A 17,788-nucleotide genomic window follows, 5' to 3' on the forward strand; every position below is an offset into this window, starting at 1 on the left:
TTATTCACAATGTTATCAACAGGTGTTAATAAACTAAAAATGTTAGCACATTTATCTAATTAATTTTCTGCCTAAACACGCCTGAAATGGCCGGCAACCTAATTTTATGGCTGCCTGTATTCCTAATGCCCTGACAAACCGTTATATTAGTAGGCTGTACAAACAGATGCCCGCGCGCCGCCAACCTATACCTATGTCCTATTTGCACCCGAGATTCTGCTGCCTGCCCCTTGTGTGCCTGCTGGCCCTGCTGTTATTGCCGGGTGGGGTGTGCCATGGCCAGGAGGTGCCGCCGGTTACCCAGGACTCTACCCTCACAGACACTACCAGGCAGCGTTTCGACGACCGGATGATAGACAACCTCAAGAAGCTGTCGGAGCGAAAGACGGTGATGGGGAAGCTGCTGAAATCGGTGCTGGTGTTTGACCGGGTGGATGAGGAGGTATATGGCCTGGATGCGGAACTGATCCAGCGCGAGTACGAGAAGCATACCTATAAAATCGTGCGGCGCATCGACATCATGTCGCTGGACGCCTTTGGCTACTCCATCCACGACACCGCCCGGGTGCCGCAGAACATCTTCGAGAAAATCGGCAACTCACTGCACGTGAAAACGGGGCGCGGCCTGATCCGCAACAAGCTGCTTTTTGAGAAGATGGAGCCTTTGGAGCCGCTGGCACTGGTGGAGTCGGAGCGTCTGCTGCGCCAGACCGACTACCTGCTGGATGCACGCATCATCGTGAACGAGGAGACCACCACGCAGGACAGCGTGGATGTGTTCGTGATCACGAAGGATATCTTCAGTTTGGGGGGCTCCGGCTCTTACACCCCTTCCTCCAGCAGGGGGCGCATATCGCTGCGCGAGCTCAACTTCCTGGGCCAGGGTCACCGGGCGGAGATCTCTTACCGCTTTGGCCTCGACAACAGGCCCCGCTCCTGGGAGGCTTCGGGCTACTATACCGTGGAGAACATCGGCAGAACCTACATCACCGCCGATATGGCGTATGTGGAGAAAAACTTTTACAAGGAGAAGAGCGCCTACCTGCACCGCGACTTTTTTGCCACCAACACCAAATACGCGGGCGCGGTCGGCGCCAGTTGGATCAACGAGCGGATTATGCTCCCCCCGACCGATGAGGATTCGATCCCCCGCTACAGTAACCTTGTCTACAACCGGCAGGACGCCTGGCTGGGCCGCTCTTTTAAATTCAAATCGTATTATTTGGGTTATGAGCCGCGCGGTCGCCTGATCACCGGGCTCCGTTTCATCAACACCAATTACTCCGTCAAGGCCACAGAGAACTTCCAGGACAACACGCTGGTGATGGGCAGCCTCGGCTACAGCATCCGGAAGTACTACAAAGACCGCTACCTGTTCGGCTTTGGTAGAACAGAGGACATACCGGCCGGGTCGCTTCTTTCCCTTACCGCCGGCTACGAGAACGGCGACCTGCGGCAGCGCAAGTACCTGGGTGCCTCCCTTTCCCTGGCCAGGTACACGCCCACCTTCGGCTACCTCTATGGCCGGGCCTCCTACGACTCCTTTGTGCGGGAGGGTGAGTGGGAACAGGGCGTGGTGCAACTGGAAAGCCTCTACTTTACGAGGCTGCATGAGCGGGGCAACTGGAAGCTGCGCCACTTTATATGGGGGCGCGGCACCTGGGGCATCAACCGGAATCCGGAGGAGCTGCTCTCCATCAACAACGAAAGCGGGATCCGGGGCTTTCGCTCCAACCTGTTAAGGGGATCCAGAAGGGTGGCGCTCAATTATGAGGCAAACCTGTACACGCCCTTCTCCCTTTTCGGATTTAAACTGGCCACCGTTTTCTTCGCCGACGTGGCGTGGCTCTCCACCGGCAACAAGAGCATTCCGTTCAAAGACCCGCCTTACCGCGGCTATGGCATCGGCTTCCGGTTCCGGAACGAGTACCTGTCTTTCAGCACCATACAGTTCCTGATCAGTTATTACCCGCAGCTGCCGCCCAACGAAACCATCAATGAGTTTAAGATCTTTGAGTCGTCGCGGCCCTATTACGACTTCCGTGATTTCCGGTTTACACGCCCCGGCGTGGCGGAGTTTTATTAACAGCGGGCGTATCCTTTTTGCCGGTTTGCCTGTTAAAGAAGTGCAAACCAAAAGAGCATACGAAAACCGACTATGGAAAAAGTAAGAGAGAAATCCGAATATGAGGGAAACCCGGTTGGCCTGACAAAGGACACCGCCACCAAAATGGCAGCAGAACTGGACCGCCACCTGTCCTCCTTCATCATCCTATATAACCAGTACCACAAGCACCACTGGCTGGTGGAGGGCCCGCAGTTCCGTGACCTGCACCTGTTTTTTGAGGACCATTACACCCAGCTACACGAGCAGTACGATGCCATTGCCGAGCGCCTCACCGTGATGGGCGTGGTACCGAGCTGCCACCCGGCCAGGCAGATCGAGCTGGCCTATATAGCGCATGAGGAAGAAGGCGAGTTCCGGATCCGGGAGATGCTGCAGAAGGATATGGAAGATGAGAAAACCATCGCCGTAGAGCTGCGCAAGTCCATCAAGCTGGCCTTTGAGCATGACGACTTCGGCACCAAGTCGCTGCTGGAGGGCATCCTGTTCAAGACCGAGGACCGCTGCCACCACATCGAGCACTTCCTGGGTGAGGATGGCCTGTCGATCGGGTTGATTGCGAAGCCTGAGGACATCATGGAGGAGGACGACAAAGCCTCGACCGGCAGCAAGGGACTGAGAACCACCGCCAAAAAGCCCGCTACCAAAGCAAAAGCGTAAGCGCAGCGATTATATATCGCAGCGGTATATATACCTGAAAGGCAGCCTGTGGAAACGGGCTGCCTTTTTTATGCGGTTCAAACGGTTACTCTCCCCCTGAACCTCCCATCCGAGAAGGTCATGGTCTCTGCCTCGTTCCCCGGGTTGCTTTGCTCTTTCGTCAGCACCAGCCGGAAGTTTCCTTCGAGGAGTTTTCCTGCCGGGTCGTAGCCCGAAATCTCCAGCACGCCTGCCGAACAGGGAGCCAGTTCAAATGCGCTCGTCAGCACGTGGCCGTGGGCGGATGTGTAATAAAACGCCTGCCTGTTGGTGAGCGAGTAGGTGCCGACACCCTCAAACTTCAGTTTCATCACGATCACCTCCTCCTCCAAACCGCCGGCCACTCCCAGGAGCGTGAGTGTGGCGGTTTCCTTGTTCAGGTGTATTTCCGGTGCCCCAACCCAGATGCGGCCATTCTTCCTGACAGAAACATACTCCTCCGGCGCCCCTGTCCGGGCATCGGCAGACGGGTTACAGGCGAACGGGCCTGCTGACAAAACGGGCTCTGGGAGCATGCTTACTCTTTTCATATTGCTTGGCTATTTTACCGGCTCATCTACCTGACCCTGAAATGCAAGGCAGCGTTGCATCAGCTGTTTCAAATTCTGTCAACACAGGCTATATAACACAAGCTGAGGGCTTACCAGGCAAACGCGCACTCCCTGCGAACCCGCCCTTCGCAGAGGAGGGTTCCCCTCAGTCGGGCTATGTCATTCCCATCCCGGAGGATTGGGAGCGGGCCTTGCTACAACAGCGCCGATAACCCGAGGCTGTAGTTATATAGACTCCCCGCTTTTACCCACGGCTGCTTTTTGTTAGATTTGTGGGGAAGGAAACTTCGTATACAGACAAACACACGGATTATATATATGGTAGATATAGGCAATTACAACGTACTGGAGATTGCGCGCGAAGTAGACTTTGGGGTATACCTCACCTCCGAAGACGGTGACATTCTGCTGCCGGCCAAATACATCCCGAAAGGCGCACAGGTGGGCGATTTTGTGCGGGTGTTTGTATACCGCGACTCCGAAGACCGCATCATTGCCACCGACCTGACGCCTGACGCCACCGTGGGCGAGTTTGCCTGCCTCACCTGCACCGACACCGCCCCGTTCGGTGCTTTCCTCGACTGGGGGCTGGAGAAAGACCTGCTGGTGCCGTTCCACAACCAGAAAGACAAGATGGAAGTGGGTCGCAAGTACTGCGTGTACCTGTACCTGGATGAAACCTCGGACCGGGTCGTGGCTACCTCGAAGCTGGGAAAATACCTGCAGAACGAGGACATACAGCTAACCGAGGGCGAGGAAGTGCAGCTCCTGGTGGCAGGCTTTACCGACATCGGCATCAAAGTGATCATCAACAACGCCTATATGGGCATACTCTACCGCAACGAGGTGTTCCAGGACCTGCACCTCGGCGACAAGACCACCGGCTTTATCAAGACCATCCGCCCGGATAACAAAATAGACGTGACGCTGCGCAAACCGGACGCCACCCTCAAAACCGAGACTGAAGACGCCTCAGACAAGATTCTCAGGCTGCTGCAGCAGGGCAGCGGCTGGCTCCCCCTTTCCGACAGCAGCACGCCCGAGGACATATATAAAACCCTCGCCATGAGCAAAAAAACGTTCAAGCGCGCCATCGGGGGGCTCTACAAAGCAGGTAAAATCAAGCTGGAGGAAGACAGCATCCGGCTGGTGTAGCCCGTTTGCAACCTTCTGCAGTGGCCCGGCGCGGCAGCGGAATAATTTATCGGGGAAAGTATTATACTTTTTAGACTATATAGCTCTGATGCACGTACTGACTGCGTAAGCTATTTATTTTATGCAAAAAGTACGGAATGCCCTTATCGTCGGTGCCAGCGGTTTGGTTGGCGGTCACCTCCTGAGCCTGCTCCTCAAAAGCCCGCGTTACAGCGAAGTCATTTCGGTAGGACGCCGGGAGTTGCCCCTTATTTACCCCAACCTGGAGCAGCGTATCGTTGATTTCGACAAGATGAAGGACTACGCCTCAGACCTGTTGGCCGATGACGTTTTCTGCTGCCTCGGCACCACCATCAAAAAGGCCGGCTCCAAAGAGGCTTTCTACAAAGTGGATTATACCTACGTCACGCAGCTGGCGGATATAACGGCACAGCGCGGCGCCTCCCAGTTCCTGGTTGTCTCTGCCATGGGGGCCGATGCGAGCTCCATGTTTTTTTACAACAAAGTGAAGGGCGAGATGGAGCAGCATGTAAAAGAACAGCCTTTCAGCGCGGTGCACATTTTCCGGCCGGCGCTGCTGCTGGGCGAGCGGGAGGAGCAACGCACCGGCGAGGAGTTCGCGTCCAAAATCATGAAGCCGCTGAGCGGGCTGATGATCGGGCCGCTGGAGAAATACAAGCCCATCGAGGCGGAAACCGTGGCCAAAGGCATGCTGTATGCCGCCTCGCAGGACCAGCGCGGGGTACACATCCATCCCTCAGACAACATTGCCGACCTGGGCGCCAAGCATTGATTAGTTTAGTTGCTGATTGTTTGTTGCTGTATGGTTACATGGTTTAATGGTTAAATTGTTATTTATTTAGAGTAGCCAAATATATCACAGATGACGATATGATGCTGCATCAGTATATGAAGGACCAACCATCCCTATACAAGCTCACAACTATTTGACCATCTAACAATTCAACCGTCCAACAATTTAACCACCAACCCATATACCTCTTCCTCACCGTCACCTTTACGTTTACCGCTGCTAACATCTTTTATATGCCTCCCGAAAAACAACTACAACACGTTTTCCCGAAAGCCTCCAGTTACGACCTGGAATGGGTACGCCAGCACTCGATGGGCGAGAATGTGCTCTTTAACCTCGAGAGCCTCACCAAATCGCTGGAACTGAAGCCGGGGATGCGGGTGCTGGACCTGGGCTGCGGCAAAGCCATCAGCTCCATTTTCCTGGCGAAGGAGTTTGATGTGACGGTCTGGGCCGTGGACGAGGCCATCGCGGCCAGCGACAACTACCAGCGCATACTGGACGCTGGCTGTGAGGAGAAAGTTATTCCGCTGGAGGCCGATGCCCGCACGCTCCCCTTCGCCGAAGAGTATTTTGATGTGGTGATCGTGGTGGACTCCTACACCTACTTCGGCACTGACGAGAAGTACCTGCCCTACATCGCGCGCTTCCTGAAACCCGGGGGCCGCCTGGCCATTGTGGATGTTTGCTTCACCAGCGAGATTGAATCGCTGGAGCAGGTGCCGGATTTCCTGCGAGAGGATTACCAGAAGTACTGGTACTTTATCCACACCATCGGGTGGTGGAAGAAACTGTGGGAGAAAACCGGGCTGGTACACATAGAGGCGGCGCAGGAACTGGAGGAGGCACAGCAGGTACGCGAGCAGTACGTGCAGGACTTCGAGAAGCAGGGAAACCCCGACCCCTTTGCCAAGGCACTGCAGCTTGACGGTCAGAAGTTTATATCCTTTTTTAAGCTCATCGGGCGGCGCACCGGCAAGTCAGCTTACCTGCAGGACTACAAGTCCGAGACGAATAAGTAGCCGCAGCCGTATAATATTCATTTTTTGGAACGTTAAGTTTGTTAATATTGCACCCGCTGAAGCACCACGCACAGCGGGAGTTATTGCATTTTTAACATTTTTAAAAGTTTTCATGAAAACGATTTACCGCATTTCTTTCACACTGGCCCTTTTGTTGTGTATTTCACTTGGCGCACAGGCCCAAAGCGGCTATTCTACTGGTATCGGCCTCAGGGGCGGCATTGCCTCCGGCCTCACCATCAAGCATTTTATCCAGAGCGATGCCGCCATTGAGGGCATCATCAGCACGGGCTTTAAGTACAGGGGCACGGTGGTAACGGTGCTGTACGAGAAGCACGCGCAGGCTTTTAACGCCGACGGGCTGCTGTGGTACTACGGCCTAGGTGGCCATGTGGGCTTCTACAATGGCCACGACTATTATGACCGTGACCACAAGCACTACGACGACAACGTGGTTGGGCTGGGCATTGACGGCATCATCGGCCTGGAGTACTATATCAAGGATATCCCGTTCACCATCGGCGCCGACATCAAGCCTTACCTGAACATCCCGGTCGGAGGCGGCTTCTGGGACACCGCGCTACACGTGCGCTATGTGTTTTAACGTTTAAATACCAGCGGGATAAATTGACTGCCTATATATAGAACGAGCCGCTGTAGCTAACTACGGCGGCTCGTTCTATATATAGGCAATGCTGAAACCTGGCCTCTAAAAGGAAATGTGCAGCAGCGCATCGCCCTGGTTGACCACGGGCATGTTATTGAGGCCAACGACGTAACCGCCAGCCGGGGCATTCAGCCGCACTTCCATCTCCCCATAAGGGTCGGTGATGCTGCCGATGTTCTGGTTCTTCTTGATAAACTCGCCCAGCCTGACGTGGCTGCGCCACAGGCCCGCGTTTTTTGCCCGAAGCCAGATGTCCCTCATACAGACAACACTTTGCTCCTGCGGCGGTGTGTGGTTCAGCATCATGCCCAGGTGGTGCAGCACGCGGCAGGTGCCCTCAATACCGACGTTGATTCCCTTCTCATCAAACCGCAGTGATTCGCCCGTTTCATATACCAGGATGGACTTGCCCAGTTTGGCGGCCTCTTTACGCAGCGACCCCTGCCGGTAAGAGGAGTTCAGGATGAAAGGCGCCCCGAAGGCTTTGGCCAGTTCCTCGTTCCGGTAATCGGAGAGCACGCACCGGATCTGCGGGTAATTGGCGCGGCTGGAGCCGCCCGTGTGGAAATCGAGGCCATAGTCTACGTACGGTATCACCTCTTTCATGAAGCGGTGCGCCACGCGGCTGGCCAGCGAACCGTCGCGGTTGCCGGGGAAGCTGCGGTTCACGTCCTTGCCGTCGGGCACCTCCCGCGAAAAGTTCAGGAAGCCATATATGTTCAGCACCGGCACCGCAATGATGGTCCCCTTCAGCGGGTACAGCATTTTGCGGGTGAGCATGCGCCGAATGATCTCGGTGCCGTTCACCTCGTCGCCGTGCATGCCGGCCATCAGCAGCACCACCGGCCCGTCGTGCACCGACCGGAACACATAGATAGGGATCTCGATCACGGTGCCGCTGGGCAGCTTGCTGATGGCCAGCTTCGTGAGCACTTTTTCGCCGCGGTCGATGCTTCTGCCGTTGATAACGATGGTTTCTGGCATCCGTGCTACTCCTCTACCCCCTTATTCGATTTCTTTTGCACCAGCGCCTCGGTGTATTCGATGATCTTGCTGGCGATGTCCTTCTGCGTGGCGCGCTCAATGCCCTCCAGCCCCGGCGAGGAGTTCACCTCCAATATAAGCGGCCCGCGCGACGACTGCAGCATATCCACGCCAGCAATAGCCAGGCCCAGCGATTTGGCGGCCAGCAGCGCCGCGGCTTTCTCTTTGCGCGACAGTTTGATGAGGGTGGCATTGCCGCCCCGGTGCAGGTTCGAGCGGAACTCGCCTTCCTTGCCCTGCCGTTTCATGGCTCCCACCACTTCGCCGTTCACCACAAAGGCCCGGATGTCGGCGCCGCCCGCCTCTTTGATAAACTCCTGCACAATGATGCGGGCCCTCAGGTTGTGGAACGCCTCGATCACCGACTCGGCGGCTTTCTTGGTTTCAGCCAGCACCACGCCCAGCCCCTGCGTCCCTTCCAGCAGTTTGATTACCAACGGTGCGCCTCCCACTTCTTTTACCAGCTCGGAGGTTTGCTTGGAGTAATTGGTGAAAGCGGTTTTCGGCATGCCCAGCCCGGCGCGCGAAAGAATCTGGAGGCTGCGCAGTTTGTCGCGGGAGCGCAGGATAGCCTGCGAACTCACGGCGCTCTTCGCCTTCATCATCTGAAACTGGCGCACCACGGCGGCGCCATAAAACGTAACGGAAGCACCTATGCGCGGTATCACCACGTCGATATCAGTCAGGCGCTCCCCTTTATACAGGATGTGGGGGTCGCCCTGCTCCATCACAAGGTCGCAACGCAAATGGTCGAGCACCACGGCCTCGTGCCCCCGCTGGTGTGCCGCCTCCACCAAACGCTTGGTAGAGTACAGTTTAGAGTTGCGGGAGAGAATAGCAATTTTCATAAATGCTTTTTATTTCTGTTTCTGTTTGATCTTGAACTTATGGGCCAGGTTCTTCCGGGCCACATCTACTATAAATCGGTTCTTCAGCAGCTTGCGGCCGATCAGCACCGGGTATTTCATGTCGCTGCGGTCGGAGAGCGAGAATTCGGCCTCAAATTCCTCATTAAAGAACTTAATCCGGGTGCGGATGACATAGCGCTCCTGCACCTCCCCGAAAGAGCTTTTGATCTCGCGCAGGTCGTACTCTTTAAACTCCAGCTTTTTGTGGTTGTACTGCGGATGCGAAGGGTCCAGCAGGTCCAGCGCGATGATCCTGGAGCCATCCGGCAGCGTCTCCTCGTGTATGTCGGAGCAGTGGATGGCAGAGGTATAGGCGCCCGTGTCAATTTTGGCCTCTATGTTTTCGATGTCGAGCTGTGGGAAAGAAACCAGCTCGCGCCTCCCAATGGTCTTTTTCTCAGGCTTTGGTTTGATTTGCTTTCTCACGCTCATAAATGTTAATTGTCAATTGTTTATTGCTGATTGTCAGGGCTTGTTTGAATAGTTAAAGGGCTGTGTGGCCAAATGGTTGTCCAGAAGGAGAAGCATGAAACCATCAATTAACAAATACCATATATCAATCAACAATCATCAATCAACCATTCTACTTCCGGTAAGTGATGCGGTAGATGGCGTTGTTCTTGTCATCGGATACCAGCATAGATCCGTCCGGCATCACGAGCACGTCCACCGGGCGGCCCCAGTCTTCCTGCCCCTGCAGCCAGCCTTCGGCAAAAGGCTCGTGCGTGGTTTTGCCGTTGGCGTCTGTCTTCACGGTGGCCACGCTGTAGCCGATTTTCTCGGAGCGGTTCCAGGAGCCGTGCTGCGCGATAAACGCCTGGTTACGGTACTCCTCCGGGAACATGTTGCCGGTGTAGAACTTGATACCGAGCGTGCCGCCGTGCGGGTGCAGCAACTGCACCGGCTTCACAAACTCGCTGCAGTCGTGCCCTTTCCCGAACTCCGGGTCAGCGATGGTGCCGGCGTGGCAGTACGGATACCCGAAGTGCTGGCCTTTCTCAGTGGCCTTGTTCAGTTCGTCGGGCGGCATGTTGTCGCCCATCATATCGCGGCCGTTGTCCGTGAAGTACAGGTCTTTGGACTCGGGGTGCCAGTCGAAGCCCACCGTATTGCGCACGCCCTCCGCATATACCTCCACGTTAGAGCCGTCCGCGTCCATGCGGGTGATGGAGGCGTAGATCGGTTTCTCCGGATCGCAGATGTTGCAGGGCGCTCCCACCGGCACATAGAGCTTGCCGTCGGGGCCAAAGGCGATGTATTTCCAGCCGTGGTGGGTATCGCTCGGAAAATCGGCGTTCACCACCTCCGGCTCGGGGTTATTCCGGAAACTCTGCTCGATGTTTGGGTATTTGATCACGCGGCTGATCTCCGCCACATATAAATCACCGTCGCGGATGGCTACGCCGTTGGGCGAGGTCAGACCCGAGTCCACCACCACCACTTCGTCGGCCTTGCCGTCCTTGTTCTCGTCTATCACCGCATATACTTTATCCTGCTCGCGGGTGCCTACAAACAGGATGCCCGACTCGCTGAGCGCCATCGACCGGGCATTCTCCACATCCTTGGCATAGTAGTCGATCCGGAATCCCTCCGGCAAGGTTATTCTCTCAAGGTCTTTGTCGATCGGGCCGGAAGGGAAGCTGACCGCTGTTTCGCCTTCGGCCTGCTCATTTTCTGTGGGGCCCGTTTTCGTCACATCGTCATTTTCTGCGTTCTCGCCGGAAGAGCAGCTGACACTCAAAACAGTAAGGGCAGAAAGGAGAAAGCTTAATGGTTTTTTCATGTTTTATGGCTTAAGTATAGAAGATGTAGGATTCAAAGTTGCGCATACTCCCGTTAAGTAGCAACAGGCGTGGCCGCACGGTTTCTGAACTCAGAATAAGTATACTGGTATAGGGGGACAATGTTTTCGCCCTGCCCGGCAGCACTTTCCGGACGTACGAAGAAACGGAGAGCATATGGCCCCTAAGCTGCGCCTTACCCTGCCATGCGTTTTCTGTGCAGCAGCTCGGCCACGTCCTGCAGCAGGTACGAGTGCCCTGTTTTCAGGACAACAAGCTCCCCTTTCTCCAGCGCATCCACAAACACGCCTACCCGCTTCGGGGCGATGATCTGGTCATACTCTCCCAGGAACATGGTAACGGCTACCTGGTGCCTGTTCAGCAGCTGCACAATTCGCCGGATATCGAAGTTGAGCTCCCGGAATCCCACCCAGCTCCGGTACACCCGCAGGCGCTTGGAGGTGCTGTCCATCTGGTAGTGGGCGAAGCGCAGCATGCTTTTATGCACCATGTTGTACTTGTCGAGCATGCGAAGCAGCCCGAAGAAAAGCTCCGGCTTCACCACGGTGCGCTTAAAGAGCTGCTGCAGCCAGCCGGGGTAGGTGGCGATGTTGTACCAGAAGCTTGTCTTGATGCCGTCCGGGGCGATGAGGAAAAGCTCGTCGATGCGCTCCGGCATGCATTCTACCAGCGTGAGGGCAAACTTGCCGCCCATGCTGAAGCCCATCAGCGAAAAACGCTCCAGTTGCTGCTTTGCCAGGAAGTGCTCGATCAGCTCCCGCAGAAACGCCTTCCCGAGCGGCATGTCGTGCTTGTGCAGGTGGCTGCGCCCATGGAAAAAAAGGTCGAAGGCGTAGATGGTGTAGTCGTTGCCCAGCGCCTTCTCCATCGGCTGGTAATACGCGCTGTTCTGCCCGTAGCCGTGGAAGGCGAGCAACGCGCGGCCGCCGTGCCCGATAACGCGGTAATACAGCTTCGATTTATCTTTCAGGATATAGGGCAAGGTAGTTACTGGTTGTTAATTGCTGATTGTTAAATGGTTAAACTGTTGAATGGTTGTGGGTTTATATATAACTGTTCGGTTCATTATATATGGATGCCTCGGCATCTGTCCTATATCATACGGGGACTTCGTGCGAACAACAATTTAACCATGCAGCCATTCAACAATCAGCAACTGGTAATGATAAAGAAGTAATGCTATGCCCTCGCTCGCCTCTGGCGAGTGTGAGTTATCAGGAGGCGTCCCGCCTCGTTTAACTCTATGTTATGGTGGCTCAGCGGCCAGAGGCCGACCTATAGCTCACACTCGCCAGAGGCGAGCGAGGGCAGCCGTAGCTGTATTTTTGAACCAGCATTACTTCTTTATCACTACCCAGCAACTAACAACCAACAATCAAAACTACAATTTCGACACGCCGCCGGAAACGATAAACTTCATGACTTCGCTGCTGGGCAGGTCGAGGTAGGTAACGTTATGCTTGGGTACCAGGAAAAGCTCCCCTGAAAAGTTGTAAGAGTGCGGGAAGTACACGGCCACTTTATCTTCTATGTTAATGGTTTTCAGCACCTCCTGGGTCACAAAGCCGAGCTTGTAGTTATGAGAGTCCTCGGCCATTTTCACCATCACGGGCTGGTTAAACTTCTGGTTGTCGCCCACAAAGGCATCGAACAGGTCCTTGATGCTGGAGTATATGATGCTGACGAGCGGCACCTTGTGCACAATGCGCTCCATGACCTCGAAAAAGGGCTTCACGAAGAAGGAGGAGCCTATATAGCCGATCACCGTCAGCAGCACCACCATCAGCAGGATGCCCAGCCCCGGTATGCCCAGGTCGAAGAGGCTGTCCATCCAATCGATGATGCCTACCACGATAAACACCGTGATGGCGATCGGTGCGATGATGAGGAGGCCGTTTATAAAAAAGCGGAACATCTGTCTCATCAGGATCGCTTTAAAAAAGTAACGCAGAAATTTTTTCATATACCCGGGTTCACAAAAAAGGCCTTGCCGAAGCAAGGCCTAAATGTAGTGAAAATGCCAATATAGCCTATCAGTAATATTTTTATACTTGTGCCCCTTCCATGGCCGCGATACTCCCCGACACCTGCTCCATCAGCCACATCGGCGTGGAGGTGGCCCCACAGATGCCGACGCTGCCGGCCCCGGCAAACCACTCGGGCTGCAGCTCCTCCTCGCTCTCCACAAAATAGCTGTTGGGGTTGTGCTGCTTGCACACGCTGTACAGGGCCTTGCCGTTCGAGCTTTTCTTGCCGCTCACAAACACGATCACGTCGTGCTCGGTAGCGAACCTGGCCAGTTGCGGCTCGCGGTTCGACACCTGCCGGCAGATGCTGTCGTTGGCATCCAACGCAGGCTGGGTGCTGTCGTGGTTGGCCTGCCGAAGGCGCTCCTCAATTAAAGCCTTGATGTGGTAAAAGCCCTTTGTGCTCTTGGTGGTCTGACTGAAAAGGGTGACCGGGCGGGTAAAGTCGATCTTGCCAAGGTCCTCCTCGGTCGTCACGATAATGGCTGCGTCTCCCGTCTGGCCTGCCAGCCCGATTACCTCGGCATGGCCCACCTGGCCATATATCACCACCTGAGCGTTTCCGACCTTGCCGCTGTCGAAGGCGTGCTTCACGCGGTTCTGCAGCTTCAGCACCACCGGGCAGGAGGCGTCAATCAGCTCAATGTTATTTTCAAGGGCCAGCTTATAGGTCTCGGGCGGCTCGCCGTGCGCCCTGATCAGCACCTTGCAGTCGCGGAGTTCTTTCAGTTGGTCGCGGTCGATGATGCGGAGGCCTTTCTTGTAAAGGCGCTTCACCTCCATGCTGTTGTGCACAATGTCCCCGAGGCAGTAGAGCTCTTCGCAGTGCTCCATCTCATCCTCGGCCATCTGTATCGCGAACTCCACCCCAAAACAATAGCCGGAGTTCTTATCTATGGTTACGTCCATTCCTTTCTGTCTCAGTTCTGTTGCAAAGAAACCTGGTTGCTTAATATGTTTGATGTCACCTTTTCCATCACAAACTCCACCTGCTCGTCGATCGTCATGTGCGAAGTGTCCAGCAGGTGCGCGTCCTCGGCGCGGCGCAGCGGGCTCTCCTTCCGGGTCGAGTCGATGTGGTCGCGCTTCTGCAGGTTCTCGCGTATCTCGTCGAGGTTCACCAGCTGTTTTTTCTCCAGCAGTTCGTCCTGTCGGCGTTTGGCGCGGGTTTCTACGTCGGCGGTCATGAAGATCTTCACCTCCGCATCCGGGAAAACCGCCGTGCCGATGTCGCGGCCGTCCATCACAACCCCGCGCTTGCGGCCCATCTTCTGCTGCTGCGCCACCATGGCCCGGCGCACCTCCGGAACTACGCTAACCTCACTCACCTGGTTCGATATATACATCTTGCGGATCTCGTCCTCCACGTTCAGCCCGTTCAGGAAAACCTCGTTGCGGCCCGTCTTCGGGTTGTAGTGGAAGTCGATCTCGATGTGCTCCAGCGCCTCTTTGATCTCCTTCTGGTTTGTAAGCGACACGTGGTGCTGCAGAAAGTACAGGGTAACCGCCCGGTACATCGCGCCGGTGTCTATATATGCATAACCAAGTGCGGCGGCTACTAACTTCGCGGTGGTGCTTTTACCGCAGGAGGAGTACCCGTCGAGTGCGATTACGATTTTCTTCATAAAGAGAGAAACTAAAAGAGCGTTTAATTAGAGTCGCAGGGGCAGGGCAGGTTGCCGAGCTTGCTTTTCCGTTTGAGAGAGGCCGTTTTTTTCTGCTGCGGCGATTTCGCGGTACAGCCGGCCAGAGGGCCTGAAGCCATAAACGCCGCTAAAAGGATATATGAAATTATCTTTCTCAAAACAACTGAATTTGATGCAAATATAAGATCATTTGAGTTAAGAGTTAAAAGATTGAAGGGAAGAGTTAAAATACACTGATAATGCTCAACCTTTAACGCTTAACTTTAAACTTTAAAATAAACATCGTTCCCATGCAAACAGACTTCACCCTGAGCGGGCGCATCATCGACCTGCACCGCCAGGAGATCTTTCCGGGCACTGTCCATGTCTCAAACGGCCGCATTTCTAAAATAGTTCGTGCCGCCACAGAGGCAACTCATTATATATTACCGGGTTTTGTGGATGCCCATGTGCACATCGAGAGCTCCATGCTGGTGCCCAGCGAGTTCGCCCGCCTGGCTGTGCCACACGGCACCGTGGCCACCGTCTCGGACCCGCACGAGATCGGGAACGTGCTTGGGCTGAAGGGCGTGGAGTATATGATCAGCAACGGAAACAAGGTGCCGTTCAAGTTCTATTTCGGGGCTCCGTCCTGTGTTCCGGCCACGCCCTTCGAGACCGCCGGCGCCGAGATTACGCCCGCCGATATTGAGAAACTGTTTCAGCGGGACGAGATCAAGTACCTGGCCGAGATGATGAACTGGCCCGGCACGCTGCACCGCGACCCGCTGGTGATGGAGAAGATCGCGCTGGCAAAAAAATACGGCAAGGCCGTGGACGGACACGCGCCGGGCCTGCGCGGGGAACAGGCCCGCCAATATGCCGCGGCCGGCATCACCACCGACCACGAGTGCTTCACCGCCGAAGAGGCGCTGGACAAACTGGCCGCCGGCATGAAGATCCTGATCCGGGAAGGCAGCGCGGCCAATAATTTCGAGGCCCTGATCCCACTGCTGCCCGAGCACTACCGCAACATCATGTTCTGCTCCGACGACAAGCACCCCGACAACCTGGTGGAGGGCCATATAAACCTGCTGGTAAAGCGGGCACTGGCAAAGGGCCACGACCTGTTCCAGGTGCTGCAGGCGGCCTGCGTAAACCCGGTGGAGCATTATAAGCTGGAGGTGGGCCTGCTGCGCGAAGGCGACGCCGCAGATCTTATCGTGGTGGACAACCTGGAGGACTTTGACGTGCAGGCCACTTATATAAACGGCCAGCTGGTGGCGGAGCTCGGGCAGACCAGGATTGCTTTCACGGTGAGCGAAGAGATCAACAACTTTAACACCGCCCCAAAAGCCCCGGAGGAGTTTGCCTTATCGGCTGAGGGTGCAACTCAGGTCCGGGTAATAGAGGCCTTCGACGGGCAGCTGATCACGAAAGAGGCCTGGGCAGCCGCGAAAGCGGAGAACGGGTTCCTTGTGGCGGATTTGGCACAGGATGTGCTGAAGCTAACGGTGGTGAACCGCTACGAGAACGCGGCCCCCTCGGTGGCTTTCATCCGGAACCTAGGCTTAAAAGAGGGGGCCATCGCTTCCTCCGTAGGCCACGACTCGCACAACATCATCGCGGTGGGCGTGGATGATGAAAGCATTGCCCAGGCCGTGAACCTGATCATCGGGGCGAAAGGCGGGGTGGCGGCCGTCGGTATGGGCAAAAAAGTTTTGCTGCCGCTGCCGGTGGCGGGCATCATGTCGGCAGAGGACGGGTATAAAGTGGCGGAACAGTACGCGGCCATCGACCGCATGAGCAAAGAGCTGGGCAGCCGGCTGGCATCGCCGTTCATGACGCTCTCGTTTATGGCGCTGCTCGTTATCCCGTCGCTCAAGCTCAGCGACAAAGGCCTTTTCAACGGGGACGATTTCAGGTTTGTGCCCGTGGCTGAAACAATTTGACAACCTTTTTGCCGCTTTAGCGGAGCAACAGCGGATGCAGGAGATCGTGCTTTTTATAGTAGGTGTGGCAGTAAGTGCATTTGGCGTAACCGTCGGCTTTGGCGGGGGCGTGTTCCTGGTGCCCATTCTGATCCTGTTTTTCGGCTACAACATTGAGGTAGCCATTGGCTCCAGCATGGCGGCCATGGTGCCGGCCGCACTCATTGCCTCGTTCTTCAACTCCCGCAACCACAGCATCGACTACCTGGTGGGTGCCTTGCTACAGCTGCCCGCGATGGCCGGCACGGTGCTGGGCGCGTACCTGGTGGCCTCGCTGCCGGTGCAGGAGTTGCAGATGGTTTTCGCGCTGTTTGTGCTCGTCGTCGGGATTACGCTGCTGCTTCCCCATACGCAGCAGCCTCCCCGGCACACGGGCCTCATGTACCTGGTCCGCTACGTGCCCACCACCTTTATCCGGAAAAACAAAGCCAGCCACCTGGCATACCGGCTTAATGGCGGGTTAGTATCGGTCTTTGGGTTCGTGTCGGGCACGGTGGCGGGCCTGTTTGGCATTGGCGGCGGCTTTCTGCAAATCCCCATCATGACCAGGCTCTTCCGGATACCCGCCAAGGTCGCCACCTCCACCTCGCTGTTCATCCTGGTGGTCACCAGCTTTACAGGCTTCATCAGCCACTTCCTGATCGGCAACGTGCTCTGGAGCCGCAGCCTGCCTGTCGTGCTGTCCTTTACCGTGGGCTCGCTGCTGGCCAGCCTCTTCAAAAAGGAAAACCAACCAGGCTATAACCTGGAGAAACTGATCGCCATCGGGCTGCTGCTGGCTGGTATTGGCGTGCTCCTGAACCTAATGTTAAAGTCACACACTGGCTTTTCTTTTTGAACCTGTCGCTCCATGAAACGGGCCGCGCAACATGTTGCGCGGCCCGTTTCATGGAGCGACAGGTATATTCGCCGGATTAAATTTGCTTGCCCGCAAAGTGCTTGTTAAGCAGCGCGTTTACTTTCTCAACAGTCAGTGGCTTGGTCAGGTACTCCGCGTTATACTTACGGGAGTTAGCCGTATCCTGCGGATGCGTGGAGGTGGTGAGTACCGCCATAATAATGTTCCGCCGGAATTCAGGGTTCAGGCGCTCATACAGGTCCAGCATCTCGAACCCGTCCATCACCGGCATGTTGATGTCCAGCAATATCAGCTCGGGCTTGAAGTAGTTCTGGCTCTCCTCCTCATAGTTGTTATTGCTGACGTTGTACAGGTAGTCAAAGGCCTGCTTGCCATTCACGAACGTACGGATATGCTCTGTTACCTTCATCCTGTCGAGCAGGCGCTGGTTCAGGAAGTTCGTCGTGTCGTCGTCGTCAATCAATAAAACGCCTGTAAGCTTTCTCTTCATCAGTCAAAA

The 17,788-nt window shown here is 55.6% G+C and carries 18 protein-coding genes; 8 read left to right on the plus strand and 10 right to left on the minus strand.

Annotation, left to right across the window (positions count from 1 at the left end; genetic code table 11):
• Positions 1-193: 193 nt before the first annotated feature.
• Together ABD920_RS21035 and ABD920_RS21040 are read left to right on the plus strand one after the other, a co-directional pair.
• Entirely contained in the window at positions 194-2,086 is a 1,893-nt protein-coding gene (locus ABD920_RS21035; RefSeq protein ID WP_345161970.1) for a BamA/TamA family outer membrane protein, read from the plus strand.
• A gap of 72 nt (positions 2,087-2,158) precedes the next feature.
• Positions 2,159-2,785 (plus strand): Dps family protein, encoded by a 627-nt coding sequence (locus ABD920_RS21040; RefSeq protein WP_345161972.1) that lies wholly within the window; start codon positions 2,159-2,161, stop codon positions 2,783-2,785.
• Between the two features lie 77 nt (positions 2,786-2,862).
• On the opposite strand, the gene ABD920_RS21045 is transcribed toward ABD920_RS21040, so the two are convergent.
• Complete coding sequence (locus tag ABD920_RS21045) at positions 2,863-3,354, minus strand: hypothetical protein (protein ID WP_345161974.1); 492 nt, start codon at positions 3,352-3,354, stop codon at positions 2,863-2,865.
• A 339-nt stretch (positions 3,355-3,693) separates the two neighbouring features.
• Here ABD920_RS21045 and ABD920_RS21050 point away from each other — a divergent pair, with 339 nt between their 5' ends.
• The 4 genes from ABD920_RS21050 to ABD920_RS21065 all read left to right on the plus strand — a co-directional run bounded on the left by ABD920_RS21050 (position 3,694) and on the right by ABD920_RS21065 (position 6,970).
• A complete protein-coding gene (locus tag ABD920_RS21050; protein WP_345161976.1) occupies positions 3,694-4,530 on the plus strand; it encodes a CvfB family protein in 837 nt (278 codons plus the stop codon).
• A gap of 121 nt (positions 4,531-4,651) precedes the next feature.
• Complete coding sequence (locus tag ABD920_RS21055) at positions 4,652-5,323, plus strand: oxidoreductase (protein WP_345161978.1); 672 nt, start codon at positions 4,652-4,654, stop codon at positions 5,321-5,323.
• Between the two features lie 254 nt (positions 5,324-5,577).
• Complete coding sequence (locus ABD920_RS21060) at positions 5,578-6,366, plus strand: SAM-dependent methyltransferase (protein WP_345161981.1); 789 nt, start codon at positions 5,578-5,580, stop codon at positions 6,364-6,366.
• Positions 6,367-6,478: 112 nt separating this feature from the next.
• A complete protein-coding gene (locus ABD920_RS21065) occupies positions 6,479-6,970 on the plus strand; it encodes a hypothetical protein (protein WP_345161983.1) in 492 nt (163 codons plus the stop codon).
• Positions 6,971-7,075: 105 nt separating this feature from the next.
• Here ABD920_RS21065 and ABD920_RS21070 read toward each other — a convergent pair whose 3' ends face one another.
• The 8 genes from ABD920_RS21070 to cmk form a co-directional block, all read right to left on the minus strand.
• Positions 7,076-8,017 carry a succinylglutamate desuccinylase/aspartoacylase family protein gene (locus ABD920_RS21070; RefSeq protein WP_345161985.1) on the minus strand — a complete coding sequence of 314 codons (942 nt, stop codon included), beginning with the start codon at positions 8,015-8,017 and terminating at the stop codon, positions 7,076-7,078.
• A gap of 5 nt (positions 8,018-8,022) precedes the next feature.
• Positions 8,023-8,925 (minus strand): 30S ribosomal protein S6--L-glutamate ligase, encoded by a 903-nt coding sequence (rimK, locus tag ABD920_RS21075; RefSeq protein WP_345161987.1) that lies wholly within the window; start codon positions 8,923-8,925, stop codon positions 8,023-8,025.
• 9 nt (positions 8,926-8,934) lie between these two features.
• Complete coding sequence (locus ABD920_RS21080) at positions 8,935-9,411, minus strand: ATP-dependent zinc protease family protein (RefSeq protein WP_425568667.1); 477 nt, start codon at positions 9,409-9,411, stop codon at positions 8,935-8,937.
• Positions 9,412-9,568: 157 nt separating this feature from the next.
• Complete coding sequence (locus ABD920_RS21085) at positions 9,569-10,768, minus strand: PQQ-dependent sugar dehydrogenase (RefSeq protein ID WP_345161991.1); 1,200 nt, start codon at positions 10,766-10,768, stop codon at positions 9,569-9,571.
• 194 nt (positions 10,769-10,962) lie between these two features.
• A complete protein-coding gene (locus ABD920_RS21090; protein WP_345161993.1) occupies positions 10,963-11,769 on the minus strand; it encodes an alpha/beta fold hydrolase in 807 nt (268 codons plus the stop codon).
• Positions 11,770-12,168: 399 nt separating this feature from the next.
• Positions 12,169-12,750 carry a DUF502 domain-containing protein gene (locus ABD920_RS21095; protein WP_345161995.1) on the minus strand — a complete coding sequence of 194 codons (582 nt, stop codon included), beginning with the start codon at positions 12,748-12,750 and terminating at the stop codon, positions 12,169-12,171.
• A gap of 82 nt (positions 12,751-12,832) precedes the next feature.
• Positions 12,833-13,723, minus strand: a complete 891-nt coding sequence (locus tag ABD920_RS21100) for a 4-hydroxy-3-methylbut-2-enyl diphosphate reductase (protein ID WP_345161997.1) — start codon at positions 13,721-13,723, stop codon at positions 12,833-12,835.
• 11 nt (positions 13,724-13,734) lie between these two features.
• Entirely contained in the window at positions 13,735-14,439 is a 705-nt protein-coding gene (gene cmk, locus ABD920_RS21105) for a (d)CMP kinase (protein ID WP_345161999.1), read from the minus strand.
• 311 nt (positions 14,440-14,750) lie between these two features.
• Between cmk and ade the strand changes: the two genes are divergently transcribed.
• Both ade and ABD920_RS21115 read left to right on the plus strand, forming a co-directional pair.
• Entirely contained in the window at positions 14,751-16,391 is a 1,641-nt protein-coding gene (ade, locus tag ABD920_RS21110; RefSeq protein WP_345162002.1) for an adenine deaminase, read from the plus strand.
• Between the two features lie 34 nt (positions 16,392-16,425).
• The gene (locus ABD920_RS21115; protein ID WP_345162004.1) at positions 16,426-17,268 is read left to right on the plus strand and encodes a sulfite exporter TauE/SafE family protein; all 843 of its coding nucleotides are present in this window, start codon (positions 16,426-16,428) and stop codon (positions 17,266-17,268) included.
• Between the two features lie 76 nt (positions 17,269-17,344).
• Here ABD920_RS21115 and ABD920_RS21120 read toward each other — a convergent pair whose 3' ends face one another.
• Positions 17,345-17,779 (minus strand): response regulator, encoded by a 435-nt coding sequence (locus tag ABD920_RS21120; RefSeq protein ID WP_345162006.1) that lies wholly within the window; start codon positions 17,777-17,779, stop codon positions 17,345-17,347.
• Positions 17,780-17,788: the final 9 nt, after the last annotated feature.

It is taken from the genome of Pontibacter saemangeumensis (genome assembly GCF_039541895.1).
Taxonomy (GTDB): domain Bacteria; phylum Bacteroidota; class Bacteroidia; order Cytophagales; family Hymenobacteraceae; genus Pontibacter; species Pontibacter saemangeumensis.